Here is a 16,561-nt window from a genome sequence, read left to right as displayed (position 1 = left end):
CTCGGAAGCCTCGTCAGTGGACTCCTCAGCAGCGGCCTCGGCGGCGGCGGCCTCAGCGGCAGCGGCTTCCTCCGCGGCCTTCTCAGCAGCAGCCTTAGCCTCTGCCTCTTCCTTGGCCTTGCGCTTCTTCTCGGTGATGGCCTCGATGGTCGGGCCGTTATTAGCCTCAGCCAGAGCAGCGTTGAAGAGATCCAGCTTGGACGGCTTCTCCTCAGCAACCTTCAGGGTGCCCTCTGCCCCCGGCAGGCCCTTGAACTTCTGCCAGTCACCAGTGACCTTGAGCAGTGCGAGAACCGGCTCGGTGGGCTGTGCGCCGACGCCCAGCCAGTACTGAACGCGCTCGGAATCGATCTGGATGAGGGACGGCTCCTGCTTCGGCTGGTAGATACCGATGTTCTCGATAGCCTTGCCGGAGCGGCGGGTGCGAGCATCAGCGATGATGACGCGGTACTCAGCGTTGCGGATCTTGCCCATACGCTGCAGCTTGATCTTGACGGCCATGATTGGCTCCTTAATTTCTAGTCACCGGGCAGTTCTGACACGCGGGCCCCACGCCTGTGCGGGAGCCTCACGCCGGTTCAACCCTTGGATTTACTCTGCGCGTGACGTGCCGGCCGTCCGTAGGCGGTAACGGCGTTACGCAGATCTGAAGTTTTCTGTGCCACCTGCGCAAGAAACTGCACAGACAACTCGAGCAATCTTACCCGGGTATCCCGCGAAAAAGAAAATCGCACCCCGGGCAGTTAACCACCCCACAAAGCGGCCCGCCTGAGACTGACTAGCCCTCTACACACCGCGCTCAGTTTAGGCGCGAGATGCTTTAAGGGAGTAACCTAATCGGCGCTATTCTTTCTCCCTCGCTTGCCGCAGCACCCGCGCCACCCGTGCGCCCCGGTGACTGCGCGCATCATGCCGAGTTTGGAAACCTTAGAAATAAGAAACACTGACCGCATCTATGACTTCAGAACAAGCCCGTAGCTTTCGTTACCGTTATGACCTTGACGGCCTCCGCGGCATCGCTATCGCGCTCGTGGTTTTCTACCACGTATTCGTTGGCCGAGTCTCCGGTGGCGTGGATGTCTTCTTGCTGCTGTCGGGCTACTTCTTCCTAGGCTCCCAGCTGCGGTACGCCGCTAAGCCCAATGCCTCGCTCAACCCGTGGTGGCCCATCTGGCGCACGCTGCGCCGCCTGGTTCCCGCCCTCGTGCTGGTCATCGGCGTCACCTACATCTTGGTGCGCGTGTTTACCCCCGAGCTCATGCGCACGGAGCTGGCCAAGCAGATCACGGCCACGATGCTCTACTACCAGAACTGGGAGCTCGCCCGCCAGAACGCCGATTACACTGCGGCCTCCGCAAGCACCTCGCCCTTGCAGCACATGTGGTCCATGTCGGTGCAGGGCCAGTTCTACATCATGGGCATCGCCTTTGCGCTGATCCTGGCGGCCATCATGCGGCTGCGCCCCAAGCAGGAGGGCATAAACCCGCGCCGCTTCCCCACCGTCAATCAGATTGCCGGCCCGATCCTCATCGCGGTCACCATCGCCTCCTTCGCCTACGCCTCCCGCGAGGGCCTGTACGGTTCCCCGGCCAACTACTACTCCACGTGGTCGCGCGCCTGGGAGCTCACCTTGGGCGCCACGTTGGCGGTCTATGGCGCCAAGTGGCACGTTCCGGAGCGCTTCTCCAACTTCTTTACCGCCCTGGGCCTGCTGTGCCTGGTGTTTACCGGCGCGCTTATCGCTGATACCAACGCCTACCCCGGCCCGCTCTCCCTGCTGCCGCTGGGTGGCGCCGCACTCATCATCGTCGGTGGCGGCGGTTCCATCTCCCGCGCAATGGCTTCCAAGAAGGCGCGCTGGCTGGGTGACATCGCCTACCCGCTCTACCTGTGGCACTGGCCGCTGCTCATCATCACCACCGCGGCCCTGCGCCAGGAAACCCCGCCGTGGTGGCTGGGCGTCATCATCATCGCTGTGTCCCTGGTGCTGGCGGATCTCACCCACCGCTTCGTGGAGCGTCCCCTGCGTCAGCACCGCAAGCGCCCGCTTGCCGACGATCTCCCGGTGCGCGGCGCCTGGCTGGGCATGCGCAAGCCCGCGGGTGCGGCCCGCGCCGCCGGCGGCGTGCTGGTCAGCGCCTGTGTGGTGGGTCTGCTGGCCATCCAGCCGCTGTGGATGCGCTCACTGGATGACGCCGACGCAGTCGCCCTCGACCCCAAGGTCTACCCGGGTGCCGCGGCCTTTGCGCTCGATGTGCCCACCCCCACCGGCGTGGACTACCAGCCCGAACCCATCCTGGCCGGCGGCATGGTCCCGCAAACCTCCATCCGCCACTGCTTTGTCGCTCAAGACCTGCCGGCCGATTTCATCCCGGCCACCGGCGTCAACGACGAGCCCTGCCTCTTCGGCGACCTCGAGTCCGAGACCGAGGTCTACTTGGTGGGCGGCTCGCACGCGGAGCAGTGGCTCTCCGGCATCGATCACTTAGGCCGCGAGATGGGCTTCAAGGTAGTCCCGATGGTTCGCCAGGGCTGCCCCATCGAGCTGGGCGATGACCTCACCGTCTACCCCGAGTGCGCCACGTGGAGCAAGGAAGTAACCAAGCGCATCCTGGACGCCAAGCCCGCGCTGGTCATCTCCAACACCACGCGCCCGAGCGGTCCGATGGGCGAGGGCCCCGACTACGTACCGGCCGGCTACGCCGCGTTCTGGGACACCCTGGCCGCCAACGACATCCCTTTCCTCGGCCTGCGAGATAACCCGTGGGGCTTTGATGAGAACGGCAAGGGGCGCGAGTTTGACGAGTGCTACGTGGCCACCCAGGACGAGCTGGGCTGCGGCATGACCTTCGACCGTGTCTACGCCCCGGTGGATCCGGCCGCGGACGTGCTGGCCCAGTACCGCAACATGATTGCGCTGGATACCGCGCCGTGGTTCTGCAATAAGGACGGCGAGTGCCCGGTAGTCATTGGCAACGTCATGGTCTACCGCGACATGCACCACATCACCAATGCCTTCGCGGATTCCGCGATGCCGATGCTGCGCGAGGCCATCCGCCCCTTCCTCAACGGCGAGGAGCAGCAACAGCTGCGCGCCACCCAGGTGCCCGACTCCCCCGCCGCGGGCAACGAGGAGGATCCCAGCACCGAGGTAACGGACGCTCCGGTGACCCCGGTGCAGCCGGTCCCCTACCCCGGCTACCTGGCTGGCGACGCCGTCTAAGCGCTGGGCCGCTAGGCGCCTTTTAGGCGTTCACCGTTCGTAGCGCCTTGGGCACGTAGGCACAGGTGGGATCGGAGGCCAGCGGGTCCCCGGTCATGGCAAAGGCCGTCGAGCGGGAGCCGCCGCAAACCTCTGCAAACTCGCATACCGAGCACTTACCTGACCACTGCTGCGGGTCCCGCAGCTTCTGAAACACCGGCGAGTGCTGGTAGATCTCCGGCAGCGGCTGCTCCTTGATGCTGCCGCAGTGCATCGGCAGGAAGCCGTTGGGGTAGACGTCACCGACGTGATCGATGAAGACGAATCCCGAGCCCGCGTTGATGGCCATCGGCGGGCGCGGGCGGCGCCGCTGCTGGCCGCTCTCGCCGAGGACCCGCTGGGTTTCCTCGGTGAGGAAGCGGTAGAGCTCGCCGCCCTCGTAGGGCACGCCCTGCTGGGCCTGGATGACGATGCGGCGGTATTGCGGCCCCTCGGTGGTCTTGATAGCGACGCGGTCGGAGACGTCGTGAAGCCAGTGCATGGCATCCTCGCGCTGCTGGGGGCTGAGCGCCTCGAGCCCGGTGCCGCGCCCGGTGGGAACGAGGAAGAACACGCTCCATAGCTTCGCGCCCATCTCGATGACCCGCTTGAGCATGAGCGGGGCCTCGCGCACGTTGTTGGCGGTGATAGTGGAGTTGATCTGCAGGCGGAAGCCTACGTCCGTGACAACCTGCGCCATCTCCACCGTCTTGGCAAAGGTGCCGCTGAATCCGCGGAAGTAGTCATGGGAGGCCGCGGTGGCGCCGTCGAGGGAGAGCGAGACCGCCGATCCGCCCGCCGCACGCAGCCCTTCCAGGCGCTCGCGGGTTAGCCGCGGGGTGACCGAGGGCGAGAGCGAGACGTTGAGCCCCAACGAGGTGCCGTAGGCGGTGAGCTCCTCCAAGTCCCCGCGCTCGAAGGGATCCCCACCGGTGAAGACCACCAGCGGGCGCGGCTTGTCATAAGTGGCCAGCGAGTCCAGCAGGGCCTTGCCCTCGGCAGTGCTCAGCTGGCCGGGCGCGGGTTCGTGTTGCGCGTCGGCGCGGCAGTGCTTGCACACCAACTGGCAGGCTCGGGTCACCTCCCAGATGACGATGAACGGCTTGGCGTTGATGTCATGACGCACTCGGCGCACCACGGGCGTGGGTTTCATGGGGAGCGAACCTTTCCACGAGACTTTTTTACGAGTTTATCCGTATAAAAATCCCCGCGGAAATCACTCCCCCATTTCAGAGGCTGGCCGGGACGCTTGCTCGGCCACGCTCCTGCTCGGCCCTACTTCTTGCCCTTGCCGAAGTCCAGGTTGTTGAGATCGATGTTCTCCATACCTTTGGGCAGCTTCATGCCGCCGGGCATGCCCGGGAAGCCGCCGCCGGCGCCACCGAGCTGCTCCTGCATCTTCTGCAGTTCCTCCATAGACGGCATGCCGCCGCCCATGCCCGGCATACCCGGCATTCCCGGCATACCGCCGCCGCGGCTGCGCTTCGGCGGCTTGCGCTTGCCGTTCTTGCCCTTGCGGCCCTTCGGCTTCTTCTTCGTGGCCGAGCGCCCGCCCATGCCCGGCATGCCAAAGCGGCCGGCCATCTGGCTCATAAGCTTCTTGGCCTCGTTGAAGCGCTCGATGAGCTGGTTGACGTCGGAGACCGTCACACCGGAGCCGTTGGCGATGCGCTTGCGGCGCGAGGCGTTGAGGATCTTCGGGTTCTCGCGCTCTTGCGGGGTCATGCCGCGGATGATGGCCTGGATGCGGTCCAGCTGCTTCTCGTCCACGAGGTCAGCAACCTGGTTCATCTTGTTGCCGCCCGGCATCATCTTGAGCAGGTTGGCCATCGGGCCCATGTTGCGCACCATGAGCATCATGTCCAAAAAGTCATTGAGCGTGAGCTCGCCGGAGCCGATCTTGGCGGCGGACTCCATGGCCTTTTCCTGGTCCAGCTTGGACTCCGCCTGCTCGATGAGGGTGAGCAGGTCGCCCATGCCCAGGATGCGCGAGGCCATGCGCTCCGGGTGGAAGACGTCGAAGTCCTCGAGCTTCTCACCGGTGGAGGCAAACATGATGGGCTTGCCGGTGACCTCACGGATGGAGAGGGCGGCACCGCCGCGGGCGTCGCCGTCGAGCTTGGTGAGCACCACGCCGGTAAAGTCCACGCCGTCGCGGAAGGCCTCGGCGGTCTGCACGGCATCCTGGCCAATCATCGAGTCGATGACGAAGAGGACCTCGTCCGGGTTGACGGCGTCGCGGATGTTGCGAGCCTGCGTCATTAGGGTCTCGTCGATGCCCAGGCGGCCGGCGGTATCGATAATGACAATGTCGTGCTGGGTGCGCTTGGCCTCCTCGATACCGGCCTGCGCCACCGCCACGGGATCGCCGTGGGAGGTGCCCATCTCGTGATCGTGGGAGTCCACGGAGGTGCCCGGGTCCGGGGCGAAGACCTCGACGCCTGCGCGCTCGCCGACGATCTGCAGCTGCTGCACCGCGCCCGGGCGCTGGAGGTCACAGGCCACGAGCATCGGGGTGTGCCCCTTGGAGGCCAGGTGCTTGGAGAGCTTGCCGGCCAGGGTGGTCTTACCGGCACCCTGCAGGCCGGCGAGCATGATGACCGTCGGCGGGTTCTTGGCCAGCTGCAGGCGGCGGGTTTCTCCGCCGAGGATCTCTACGAGCTCCTCGTTGACAATCTTGATAACCTGCTGTGCCGGGTTGAGGGCCTCAGAGACCTCGGCGCCGACCGCGCGCTCCTTGATGCGCTTGATAAATCCGCGCACGACGTTAAGTGAGACGTCCGCCTCCAGCAGCGCGAGGCGGATTTCGCGCGCGGTGGCGTTAATGTCCGCCTCGGTCAACTTACCCTTGCCGCGCAGGCCAGCCAGGGTAGATTGCAAGCGGTCAGACAAAGACTCAAACACTTCTGAGTGCTCCCTTAATATCTTGGGTAAAATTCAACTCCCCCAGCTTAGCCGGTGAGCAGTGCTTGGGTCACATTCCTTTGCAGGGCGGCGCGGGGGACATCCCCAAGCGGGCGGGCCTGCAACACCATCGTCGCGCCCGGGGTCGTGGTGCGCACCCACTCGCACTCCGGGAGCAGGGTAAGCACGTGGCCGAGGGTTCCACGGTAGTCATCGATGCGGGCCTCGAAGACATCGCCCGTCCACATTGCGGTGGCCGGCGAGGGCGGGATCTCCGGCAGCTGCGTGTAGGTGCCGGACTTGTAGGCCTGGATGAGGCGAGCTTCCTCCGCAGCGGCGTCGATCTTGCCCTGCAGGGCGCGCACGTCGAACTCCGCGCTGTAGCCCTCCTCGGTGCGCACCAGGCGGGAGGAGACGATGAACCAGCCGAGTGCGGCGATGAGCGCCAGCGGCTTGACCACGTCTTTCTGCGCGGCACCCTTCCACACCACGGTGAACATCTCCTCCTCGCCCTCGGGACGTCCGCCCACGCGCACGCCGATCTCCTTGTCCACCGCCACGAAGGGGCGGATGGGCGTGAGGGTATCGAGCTGCTCGAAGGCACGCGCGCTGACCGTGCGGATACCGGCCTCTAGGCGGCGGTTCCACACGCCGGGCCCGGTGGAGACGGCGTCGGCTTTGGCCAGCACCACCAGCAGCGAGAGCGTGAGATGGTCGTAGCGCACGGCCTCGAGTACGGCGTCACGCGCCTCGTCAGAGGCGGGATCCATGCGCGAGACGATCTGCGCCAGGGTGGTGTGCTCGGCCACCGCGGTCTGCACGCGGGAGCGATCCGCCAGGTTGAGCCGCAGCTTGGCCGCCATGCGCGCGACCATCTCCGCGCCCACCTGCGCGTGCGGGCGCTCCTGGCCCTTGCCGATGTCATGGAAGAGCGCGATGAGCAGCAGAAGATCCGGGCGCGCCACGGTGGTGCGCTCCTCCGCGCAGCGTGCCAGCGTCAGTATCGAGTGATAGTCCACGGTGTGGGCGTGGCTGCGCTCGCGCGGGAGCATGCCGCGGATAAGGGACCACTCCGGCACCAGGCGCTCCCACAGGCCGTAGTGGTCCATCTCCTGGATGAGCCGCGGGCTATCCACCGGCGAGGAGAGCAACGCGAAGAAGGCGTCCGTGTACGAGGCCTTCCAGTATTCGGGCAGGGGCGGCAGCGCGCGCAGCTTTTCCCACACGCTGGGCTCCACTGGGCGCCCGGAGCGCGCGGCGGCCGCGGCCACGCGCAGCAAGAGGGCGGGATCCTCCACGTCGGCGTTGCGGGCCAGTGTGATCATGCCGCCGGATTCCACCACGTCGATGTCCAACGGCTCGCGGGTGCGCGAGAGGCTGCGCTTGCTCACCAGGCCGCGGGCAGTGCCCAGGGCGCGCTCCATGGCGGCATCCACGGTGGCAGCCGCGGTGGCCACCGCGGAGGAGAGCTCGTAGCGGTCTGCAAAGCCCAGTTCCTGGGCCACCTCGGCGGCGAACTCAGGGTCGAGGACATCGCGGTGGCGGCGGGCGGTGACGTGCAGCAGGGTGCGCACATCAAGCAACAGGGTGCGCTCGGCGTCGAGCACGGGGGCGTCGGCAAGATTGCCCAGGGCCAGCGCCCGGATGAACTGGATATCGCGCAGCCCGCCGCGGCCGTTCTTGATGTCCGGGGTGGTCATCGTGGCCAGGGTCCCGGAGCGGCGCCAGCGGGCGATGGCCAGATCCACGAAGGAATCGAAGTGCCGCTGCAGCAGCACGCGCCAGCTGGAGAAGATCTGGGAGCGCGCGGCCTCCACCAGCTGCCTCTCCCCCGCCACATAGGTGAGATCCAGCTGGGCAAAGCCGGCAGCGGCGTCCTGCCCGGCGATGGCCGCGCACTCGCTCGGGGTGCGCACGGCGTAGTCCAGGTGATACTTCGCATCCCACACCGGATACCAGAGCCGGGCCACGACATCATCGGCCGGCACGGCGTCTTCGCCATGAAGGAGGATGACGTCGATATCCGAGTAGGGCGTCATCTCCCGGCGGGCAAAAGACCCTGTCGCCGCCAGGGCACAGCCCGCTGGCAGCTCCAGGGTCTCCAGTAGGTCTCGCGCCTCGGCGTACGCGTGCTCGCGACGCTGTGCGGCAGACAGCATTTAGAGGGCGGCCTCTCCGCGTTCACCGGTGCGCACGCGGATGATGTCCTCGACCGGGGTGACCCAGATCTTGCCGTCGCCGATCTTGCCGGTGTAGGCGGACTCCACGATGGCATTGATGACCTCATCGAGGGCCTCGTCGGAGACCACGATCTCCAGTTTGACCTTGGGCACGAAGTCGGTGGCGTATTCCGCACCGCGATAGACCTCACTGTGCCCGCGCTGCTGGCCAAAACCCTGGGTCTCGGTCACGGTCAGGCCGTGGACTTCACGCTGCTCCAGCGCCTCGCGAATGTCAGGAAGGGTAAAAGGCTTCACAACGGCGGTGATGAGTTTCATGTCTTACTCCTTGGCTTCAGTACGCGGCGGGATAACAGGTGCGGAGCCTTCCTTCGGCTCAGCGCCACCCCGGACAGCGGGGTTCTGAGGATTCATAGTAGCGCTGTGGATGGACTGCGCGTGCGAGGTGGCCCCCGCGCGGAGATCGTAGGCGGTCTCGCGGTGCTCGGCCAGATCGATGCCCGCCTCTTCGGCCTCGGCCTCCACACGCCAGCCCAGCGTCGCCTTGATGCCCAGCGCGATAACGAGCGTCACGATGCCGGAGACCAGCATGGCCGCCACGGCGATGGCCGCCTGCACCACGAGCAGCTTGAGGCCGTAGGCCACATCCCCGGTGAGCACGCCCTGCCCCTCGGCAAAGAAGGCCAGCCCGATGGTGCCCCACAGGCCCGCGCACAGGTGCACGCCGACGACGTCGAGGGAATCATCAAAGCCATAGCGGTACTTTAGGCCGATGGCCAAGCAGGCGATGAGCCCGCCGAGAAAGCCCAGCACAATGGAGGTCGCCGGAGTCAGCGCCCCGGCCGCCGGGGTGATGACCACCAGTCCGGCCACCGCGCCGGAGACAAATCCCAGGGAGGTCGCCGCCTTATCGCGGATGAGCTCCACGCACATCCAGCCCAGCATGGCCGCCGCGGTGGCCACGGTGGTGTTCATCCAGGCCCGACCGGCTACGCCGTCGGCAGCAAAGGCGGAGCCGCCGTTGAAACCGAACCAGCCGAACCACAACAGCGCGGCGCCGAGCATCACCATGGGCAGCGAGTGCGGGCGCGCCACTGCTTTAGGAAAGCCTGCACGCTTGCCGACGACCACCGCCAGCACCAAGGCGGCCGTACCGGCGGAGATGTGCACCACGGTGCCGCCAGCGAAGTCAATGGGAGCCACGGAGGCTTCGCCGCCTGTGGTGCCGAAGAGCCAGGAGGCCAGGGAGAACTCCGCGTGGGAAAGCAGGCCGCCGCCCCAGACCATGTGAGCCAGCGGGAAGTAGGCAAAGGTAGACCACAGCCCGGCAAAGAGCAGCCAGGAGCCAAACTTCACGCGCCCGGCCAGGGCGCCGGAGATGATCGCGGTGGAGATGATGGCGAAGGTGACCTGGAAGCCGACGTCAATGATGGCGGGGTATCCGGAGGCCCCCTCGACGAAGGTGCCCTCCGCATCGGTGACTTGGCCGCTGAGGCCGAAGTACTCGAAGGGGTTGGCCACCACCCCGCCCAGAGACTGGCTGCCGTAGGACATGGACCAGCCCCACAGAACGTAGAGGACGGGGACCACGGCCATGACGCCGAAGGACATCATCATCATGTTAAGAACCTGGCGGCGGCCGGACATTCCGCCGTAGAAAAGCGCCAGGCCTGGTGTCATGAGCAACACCAGGGAGGCGCTGATGAGCATCCAGGCTGAGTTGCCTGATGTTGCGAGGAGTTGATCAGCAGTCATCGCCACACATCCCTAAATTCTATAGCTTGATAGGTACCTGCCTGAGGTTACCTATCGAGCTATAGATACTTCTAGGATGTGGCGCGAACTGTGATCTAGATCTCGTCTTCCTCCATGCGCACCACGCCTGACTTCTTGTGCACGCGGCGGGCGTACTTGACGTCGGTGACGGTCACGCCATAGATGGAACGGCCCATGTAGAAGGAGGCCACCGAGCCTAGGATCCACACGCCGAACATGGCGATGAGCACACGCACCAGCGTCCACAGCGAGAATCCATTCTCCGCGAAGTCCACCACCAGCTTGGCCACCAGCAGCAGCGGCACCGCAATACCCACCGTGGGCCCCATGAGGTTGACTCGGGTGAGGGCGTCGGGCGCGCGCCACAGGGACACCACGGTGGCGATCACCATGAGCGTGGCCACCACCATGAGGATGGAGGCGATAATTTCTGCGATAGTCATCTGGTTTACCTCCTACCCTTGGAGATGATGCGGGCCATGGACAGCGTGGGCAGCACGCCCGCGGCGATGGCCCCCAGCATGGCGATGTCATAGAGGATCGAGGCGTGGTTGGTCATGGCCCAGGCGATGTACATGCACAACATGCCGTAGAACACCAGGTCAGACATCACCGTGCGGGTCAGCTCGTCGCGGGAGCGCAGCGCCAAGCCAATGGCCGCGAGCACCGCGCCGCCCATGATGAACACGCACACCATAACGACCCACTCAAAGGCACTCATCGAAGCGAGATCGAACATTATTTCTCGTCCTTTCGCTGCTTTGTCGGCCCCGCCTGGGCGCCCTTGGACTCACTGCCCTGCGCGCGCAGCGGCCACGCCGGGGTCTTCTCGGTCTTGTCTGCGGCCAGCGGCGTATCATCCGTCTGTGCCAAGTCCGGCGAGCGCATGTAGCGCCCGAGGGTCTCCAGCGGGTACTCGTAGAACTCCTCGGAGAGCTCCTTGGTATCGCGCTGGCCCGGCACGCCATAGTCAATGTCCTTGACGTGCGGAGCCAGGCGCTCCTCCATGTCCGCCAGGGATTCCATGATCTCCACGGGGTCATCGCCCATGACGGCCTGCACCAGCACGATGCGCGGCAGGCCCTCAGCGATCGGCTCGCGCAGACCCAGGGAGAGCGTGCCCGGGGTGGCGGTGATGGAGGAGGTAAACCAGAAGATCTCCCAGGCGTCGGTAATGCGCAACGGATAGCGCACCACCACCGGGTGGTACTGGGGTTTGGGTTTGAAGGCCTCCAGGGCCAGGGTGAAGCCGGCGACGAAGATCTCCTTGATCAGCCACGCCGCATAAACCACGGAATGCAGTGCGAGTTTCATCTAGCGTCCCTCCTGGATGGAGTCGATATCAGGTAGCGCCACGGGCTCCTCCCCCAGCACGGCCTCAGTGTAAGCCTGCGTATCGAGGAGATCCTCCGCGGCGTGGGTGGCCACCGCGATGACCGGGCCGGCCGCGAAGAACATGGTCAGCGAGCCCAGGATTAGCGCAGCCGAGGGGGCCATGAGCTTCTTGCGAATCACCAGCTCCTTGGGCACCTTCTCCTTGGGCAGATCCTTGCCCCAGAAGACGTTGCGCCACACCCGCAGCATAGCCAGGAAGGCGGCAAAGGAGGCCACGATGATCACCGCGATGACAATCCACGCCTTGAGCCCGCCGGTGCGCGCGACCTCCAGGACGATGAGCACCTTGCCCCACATGCCGGAGAAGGGCGGGAAGCCCACCACAGAGAAAGCGCCCGCGGCGAAGATCCAGGCGATGATGGGATCGCGGTGCGCCAGGCCCGAGAGCTTGGAGAGCAAGCCCGTGCCGTAGGTCTCCTCGATGGCACCCGAAGCCAGGATGAGCGAGCCCACCGTGAGCATGTGGTGCACGGTGTAGATGATGCCCGCGGCCAGGGCGCGCTCGGCGTCGTGGGTGGTAAAGGCCATCATGACCAGGATGAAGGGCATGCCGTTGAGCATCTGGTAACCCAGCACGCGGCGGATGGAGTTCTCCGCCAGACCGCCAAAGGCGCCGACGATCATCGAGATGATCATGAGCACGATGATCAGGGTGCCCCAGCGCTGATCCATGTCAAAGAGGTGGACCCACAGGCGGTAGAGCATGTAGACCGCAACCTTGGTGTGCAGGCCGGAGAACAGGCCCATGACCGCCGCCGAGGTGCCCGGGTAGGTGCGCGGCAGCCAGGACTGCACCGGGAACACACCGGCCTTGGCCGTGATCGCGATGATCACCAGGCCAGCGGCCACCGTGGCCGGGCCGTTGCCGGCCGCAGCACCCTCGAGGGCGGCGATGTTGACTGAGCCAGTCACCGAATAGATATAGCCCACACCCAGCACCAGCAGCGTGGAGGCGAAGAGGTTGACCAGCACGAAGGCGCGGCCGGCCGCCAGGCGCGACCACGTACCCGACATCGTGATGAGGCCGTAGGAGGGCAGCAGCATGACCTCGATGAACACGAAGAAGTTGAAGAGGTCAGCGGTGAGCAGCGCGCCGCACACGCCCGTAATCAGAATCAGCGTGAGCGAGGGGTAATAGCGCGACTTCGTCTCGCCGCCCACGATGGCGAACCAGTTCGCGCCGAAGGCCACGATCATCGTGGTGAGAATCATCACCGCGGAGAAGGAATCCGCTAGGAAGGGAATGCCCACGTTGCCCTGGTAGTTGCCCACCGTGTGGGCCACCGGGCCGTTGTCCATGCAGTACAGCAGCAGGCCGAACGCGGCGAAGATACCCACGCCAGGCACCAGCAGCATGATGGTGTCGCGCACCTTCGGCCACGGCGCCATCAGCGCCAGCGCGGCGGAAACCAACGGAACCGCCGGGAAAAGAGGCAGCAGTGCACTCATCGTGTCATTCATTTAGTGCTCCCCTCCCTCGGATTGCTCGAGTTCCTTAATGCGGTCCATGGTGTTGGCGGAGCGCTGCAGGATCTCGCGGTTCTGCGAGTCGCGCCCCAGCGTGGAGAAGGCGTGGTCGATGGTGTTGTCATCCACCGGCTCCACCACGTCGGTGTCATCGTTAGCGCCCATGGCCGCCATGGTGAGCAGGATCGTGGAGGTGGCCATGGAAATCACCACGGCCGTGAGCACGAAGGCCTGCGGCAGAGGGTCGCCCATCTGCTCCATGGGGACCTGCGAGGGGAAGGACTCACCGCGGTAGGAGTACACGCCGGTGGCCAGCAGGCTCAGGTTCACTCCGTGGCCAAAGGCCATCATGCCCAGCACGATGTGGACAAGACCGCGCTGTTGGATCAGGTACACCGAGGTACCGATGAGTAGTGCAATGGTCAGTGCGAGGATCATGAGTTCTCCTCACCTCGCTTCGAGTTCGCGCGAGGTGAATTGTTGATGGTGCGGGCCTCATTCTTATTGAGCAGCGCCAGCGGGTTGCTCGAGGGGTTGATGGCCTCGGGGTAGGGATCGTCGACGTCGTCAAGCACCACGCGCGGAGTGTTTGGCAGCGCGGAATCATCGTCGTGCACCCACGGCAGGTAATCACGCTCGGTGCCCGGGCGCAGGTAGCCGCCCAGCGCGTTGATGGCCATGGTGAGCATGCCCAGCACCGCCAGGTAGATACCGAGGTCGAAGATGAGCGAGGTGGTCCAGTGCTGGCCCAGCGCCTCGCCGTGGATGGCGGTGAGGAAGCCGCTCGCGCCGTGGCTGGTGGGAATGTAGCCGATGAAGCCGGCGGTCAGCGCCACGATGATGCCCACGCCCGTGAGGTGAATCGGCGTCATGCGGCCGAAGACAATCTCATCCGAGCCGCGTGAGAGGTAGGTCAGGCCGATGGCCGCGCCCATGATGAGCGCCGCTGGGAAGCCGCCGCCGGAGGCCTGGTGCCCGCGGTAGAAGACCACGATGGACAGGACAACCAGGATCGGGATGACAATGGCAATGCCCTTGCGCAACGGCACGGAGTTGAGCTGCGACTGGCCGAAGGGTGCGGGGCGAGTGCCCGAGGCAAAGGGGAAGCGCGGCAGCGTCGAGGTGACCGCGGCGATGACCACGGCGGCCATGCCCAGCACGGAGAGCTCGCCCAGGGTATCGAGTGCACGGAACTCCACGATGATGGTGGCCACCACGTTGTCGCCGCCGGTGATATCCGGGGCGTTGTTGAGGTACCACATGGCCAGATCCGAGCGCTCGTGGCGGCCCATGAGCGCCCACACGCCGAGGAAGGCGGCCACACCGGCCAACACCGCGATCACCGCCGCGCCCGCCTTGCGCTTCTTGTGCACCGGGTGGAACTTCTCCGGCAGGTAGCGCAGCACCATCATCATGACGATGACAGACAGCGCCTCAACGGTGAACTGTGTCAGGGCCACGTCCGGCGCGCCGAGCAGGAACATCTGCAGCGTCACGCCGGTTCCGGCGATGCCGATCATCACCGCACCCGTCAGGCGGTTCTGGGTGCGGATGAGCCCAATCATGGACAGCCCCACGATGCCCAGCGGGAGCAGATCCCACGGGTTATCCAGGCCGTCAACACGCGGGTTGAGCGGCACGCCATCCACGCCCTCGCTGATCAGCGCCGCGCCGGCCACGATGATGACCAGCAGCACGATGGGCAGGATGAGCTTGGAGGGGTTGTGTGTATCGGACATGCGGCCCACGAAGCGGCCGAAGGTGGCGGATCCGCGCTGCAGCGAGCGCAGCAGCTCGTTGCCGGTGCGCGGCAGCAGTTCGCGCTCCTCCATGGCGGCCCAGAAGGCGTTGCGCTTGACGACGCCCACCACGCCAGCCACCAGCACCAGCACCGAGATCACCAGCGGGACGGTCACGCCGTGCCACAGCGCCAGGTGGGCGTGGCCCTCCATGCCCACGCTGGCCGTCATCAAGTCTAAGGGCTTGTCCAGCAGGCCCATGACGAAGACGATGGGCAGGGACATCACGCCGGGCAGCGCGGCCGGCAGCCAGAGACGCACAGGCGCTTCGTGGACGTCCTCCATGTCGCGGGGGCCGTCGAAGAAAGCGCCGAAGATAATCTTGGCCGAGTAGGTGAAGGTGAAGAAGGCACCGATGCCGGCCACGGCCAGCAGGATCCACTGCCCCACCGTGCCGATGGGGGCCTCCTCGAAGGCGGTGAGCATGCCCTCCTTGGACACAAAGCCGAACAGCGGAGGGACCGCGGCCATCGAGGCCGCGCCGATGAGCATCGAGCCGAAGGTCCACGGCAGCTTGTTCCACAGCACGCCGAGGCGGCGAATGTCACGCGTGCCAGTCTCGTGGTCGACCACGCCGATGAGCATGAAGATGGAGGACTTGAACAGCGCGTGCGCCAGGGTGTGCACCAGGGCGGCAGCGATGGCAAACGGGGTGCCCACGCCGATGGTGGCCACGATCCATCCCAGGTGGGAGACCGTGGAGTAGGCGGTGAGCTTCTTCAGGTCCGTCTTCTGCACGGCGAAGACCGCCGACATCAGCGCGGTGCCCATGCCCACGACGATGAGCAGCCAGTTCCAGGCGGCGACGTCGTGGAAGATCGTCGAGAAGCGAATGAGCAGGTACACGCCGGCCTTGACCACCGCGGCGGCGTGCAGGAAGGCGGAGACCGGGGTGGCCGCCGCCATGGCCTCAGGCAGCCAGAAGTGGAAGGGGAACTGGGCGGCCTTGGTAAACGCGGAGACCGCCACCAGCAGCGCTACGCCGGTGGTCAGGCCGGGGTTGGTCTCCCACACCTCGGAGGCCAGGATGGTTTCCAGGTTCGTGGAGCCGGCGGCGGTGGCGGCAATCGCCATGGCTGACAGCAGGGTGAGGCCGCCGATGAAGGTGAGAATCAGGGTGCGCTGCGAGCCCGCCTCGCCCGACTTACCGCTGCGCGCGATAAGCATGAAGGACGCCAGCGACACCAGTTCCCAGGCCAGGAAGAGGATGACCACGTCGTTGGCCAGCACCAGGAGCAGGATGGCCAGGGTAAAGGCGGTCATCAGCACGTAGAAGCTGCGGTTTCCTTTTCCTTTGGGCAGGTAGGCCGCGGAGTAGCAAAAGACCACCGCGCCAATGATGAGCGCCAGCATGGCAAAGAACACGCCCAACGCGTCACCGCGGAAGGCGATGGAGACGTCCATGCCGGTTGCTACGACGTCGCGTACCCAGGGAACGCTGTAAACAATCTCCTCTCCCCGCGCGAGCGAGGGAAACGTTGTTGCGAGAAGTGCCGCGGCGACAAGAAAAATGCCGGCTAGTGGATAGCCGGCGGCGCGGTCAGCAACCTTGACGGTTGCCGGTGCTAGTGCCACTGCGACAGCTGCGAGGAGGACAACATACAGTAGTGTCACGAAATCAGCCTCACGAACCGTTGATTTGAGCTGTTTTTAACAGCAAGCATTAAAGTCGACGTTCCCACATTAGCATTGTGACTCAAGCCAAAGCACATTAGCGACGTGCTCTAGAAGACTAAATACCACCTCTGCCCTGGGCTTTTAGCACCAGCATGGCGCCGGGCACGCACCGCTCTCACCTT

At 65.4% G+C, this 16,561-nt stretch carries 13 protein-coding genes; 1 reads left to right on the top strand and 12 read right to left on the bottom strand.

Annotated features, from left to right (window positions below; genetic code table 11):
• Positions 1 to 501: 30S ribosomal protein S16 (gene rpsP / locus Q4E25_RS02340; RefSeq protein WP_303153594.1), on the bottom strand; the 501-nt coding region annotated here is incomplete at its 3' end.
• Positions 502 to 955: 454 nt separating this feature from the next.
• Here rpsP and Q4E25_RS02335 point away from each other — a divergent pair.
• On the top strand, positions 956 to 3,223 hold the full coding sequence (locus Q4E25_RS02335) for an acyltransferase family protein (RefSeq protein ID WP_303153592.1): 2,268 nt from the start codon (positions 956 to 958) through the stop codon (positions 3,221 to 3,223).
• Between the two features lie 22 nt (positions 3,224 to 3,245).
• Here the strand turns inward: Q4E25_RS02335 and Q4E25_RS02330 are convergent, their stop codons facing one another.
• From Q4E25_RS02330 to Q4E25_RS02280, 11 genes are all read right to left on the bottom strand, one after another.
• Positions 3,246 to 4,394 carry a TIGR04053 family radical SAM/SPASM domain-containing protein gene (locus Q4E25_RS02330; protein WP_303153588.1) on the bottom strand — a complete coding sequence of 383 codons (1,149 nt, stop codon included), beginning with the start codon at positions 4,392 to 4,394 and terminating at the stop codon, positions 3,246 to 3,248.
• A 122-nt stretch (positions 4,395 to 4,516) separates the two neighbouring features.
• Positions 4,517 to 6,145: a signal recognition particle protein gene (gene ffh, locus Q4E25_RS02325; protein WP_303153587.1), complete on the bottom strand. Its 1,629-nt coding sequence runs from the start codon at positions 6,143 to 6,145 to the stop codon at positions 4,517 to 4,519.
• 47 nt (positions 6,146 to 6,192) lie between these two features.
• The gene (locus tag Q4E25_RS02320; protein ID WP_303153586.1) at positions 6,193 to 8,304 is read right to left on the bottom strand and encodes a [protein-PII] uridylyltransferase; all 2,112 of its coding nucleotides are present in this window, start codon (positions 8,302 to 8,304) and stop codon (positions 6,193 to 6,195) included.
• Positions 8,305 to 8,643 carry a P-II family nitrogen regulator gene (locus Q4E25_RS02315; RefSeq protein WP_303153585.1) on the bottom strand — a complete coding sequence of 113 codons (339 nt, stop codon included), beginning with the start codon at positions 8,641 to 8,643 and terminating at the stop codon, positions 8,305 to 8,307. It lies immediately after the preceding gene.
• A gap of 3 nt (positions 8,644 to 8,646) precedes the next feature.
• A complete protein-coding gene (locus tag Q4E25_RS02310) occupies positions 8,647 to 10,080 on the bottom strand; it encodes an ammonium transporter (RefSeq protein ID WP_303153584.1) in 1,434 nt (477 codons plus the stop codon).
• Between the two features lie 95 nt (positions 10,081 to 10,175).
• On the bottom strand, positions 10,176 to 10,544 hold the full coding sequence (locus Q4E25_RS02305; protein ID WP_303153583.1) for a Na+/H+ antiporter subunit G: 369 nt from the start codon (positions 10,542 to 10,544) through the stop codon (positions 10,176 to 10,178).
• Between the two features lie 5 nt (positions 10,545 to 10,549).
• Positions 10,550 to 10,840, bottom strand: coding sequence for a cation:proton antiporter (locus Q4E25_RS02300; protein ID WP_303153581.1), 291 nt, complete (start codon positions 10,838 to 10,840; stop codon positions 10,550 to 10,552).
• Entirely contained in the window at positions 10,840 to 11,415 is a 576-nt protein-coding gene (locus tag Q4E25_RS02295) for a monovalent cation/H+ antiporter subunit E (RefSeq protein ID WP_303153580.1), read from the bottom strand. The genes Q4E25_RS02300 and Q4E25_RS02295 overlap by 1 nt, the downstream gene beginning before the upstream one ends.
• Positions 11,416 to 12,957: a monovalent cation/H+ antiporter subunit D family protein gene (locus Q4E25_RS02290; protein ID WP_303153578.1), complete on the bottom strand. Its 1,542-nt coding sequence runs from the start codon at positions 12,955 to 12,957 to the stop codon at positions 11,416 to 11,418.
• Positions 12,958 to 13,401, bottom strand: coding sequence for a cation:proton antiporter subunit C (locus Q4E25_RS02285; RefSeq protein ID WP_303153576.1), 444 nt, complete (start codon positions 13,399 to 13,401; stop codon positions 12,958 to 12,960). It lies immediately after the preceding gene.
• Positions 13,398 to 16,376, bottom strand: coding sequence for a DUF4040 family protein (locus Q4E25_RS02280; RefSeq protein WP_303153574.1), 2,979 nt, complete (start codon positions 16,374 to 16,376; stop codon positions 13,398 to 13,400). The genes Q4E25_RS02285 and Q4E25_RS02280 overlap by 4 nt, the downstream gene beginning before the upstream one ends.
• Between the last annotated feature and the right edge of the window lie 185 nt (positions 16,377 to 16,561).

Source organism: Corynebacterium sp. (assembly GCF_030532325.1).
Taxonomy (GTDB): domain Bacteria; phylum Actinomycetota; class Actinomycetes; order Mycobacteriales; family Mycobacteriaceae; genus Corynebacterium.
The sequence above is the reverse complement of the archived record's forward strand: the minus strand, read 5'-3'. Positions and strand labels throughout refer to the sequence as shown.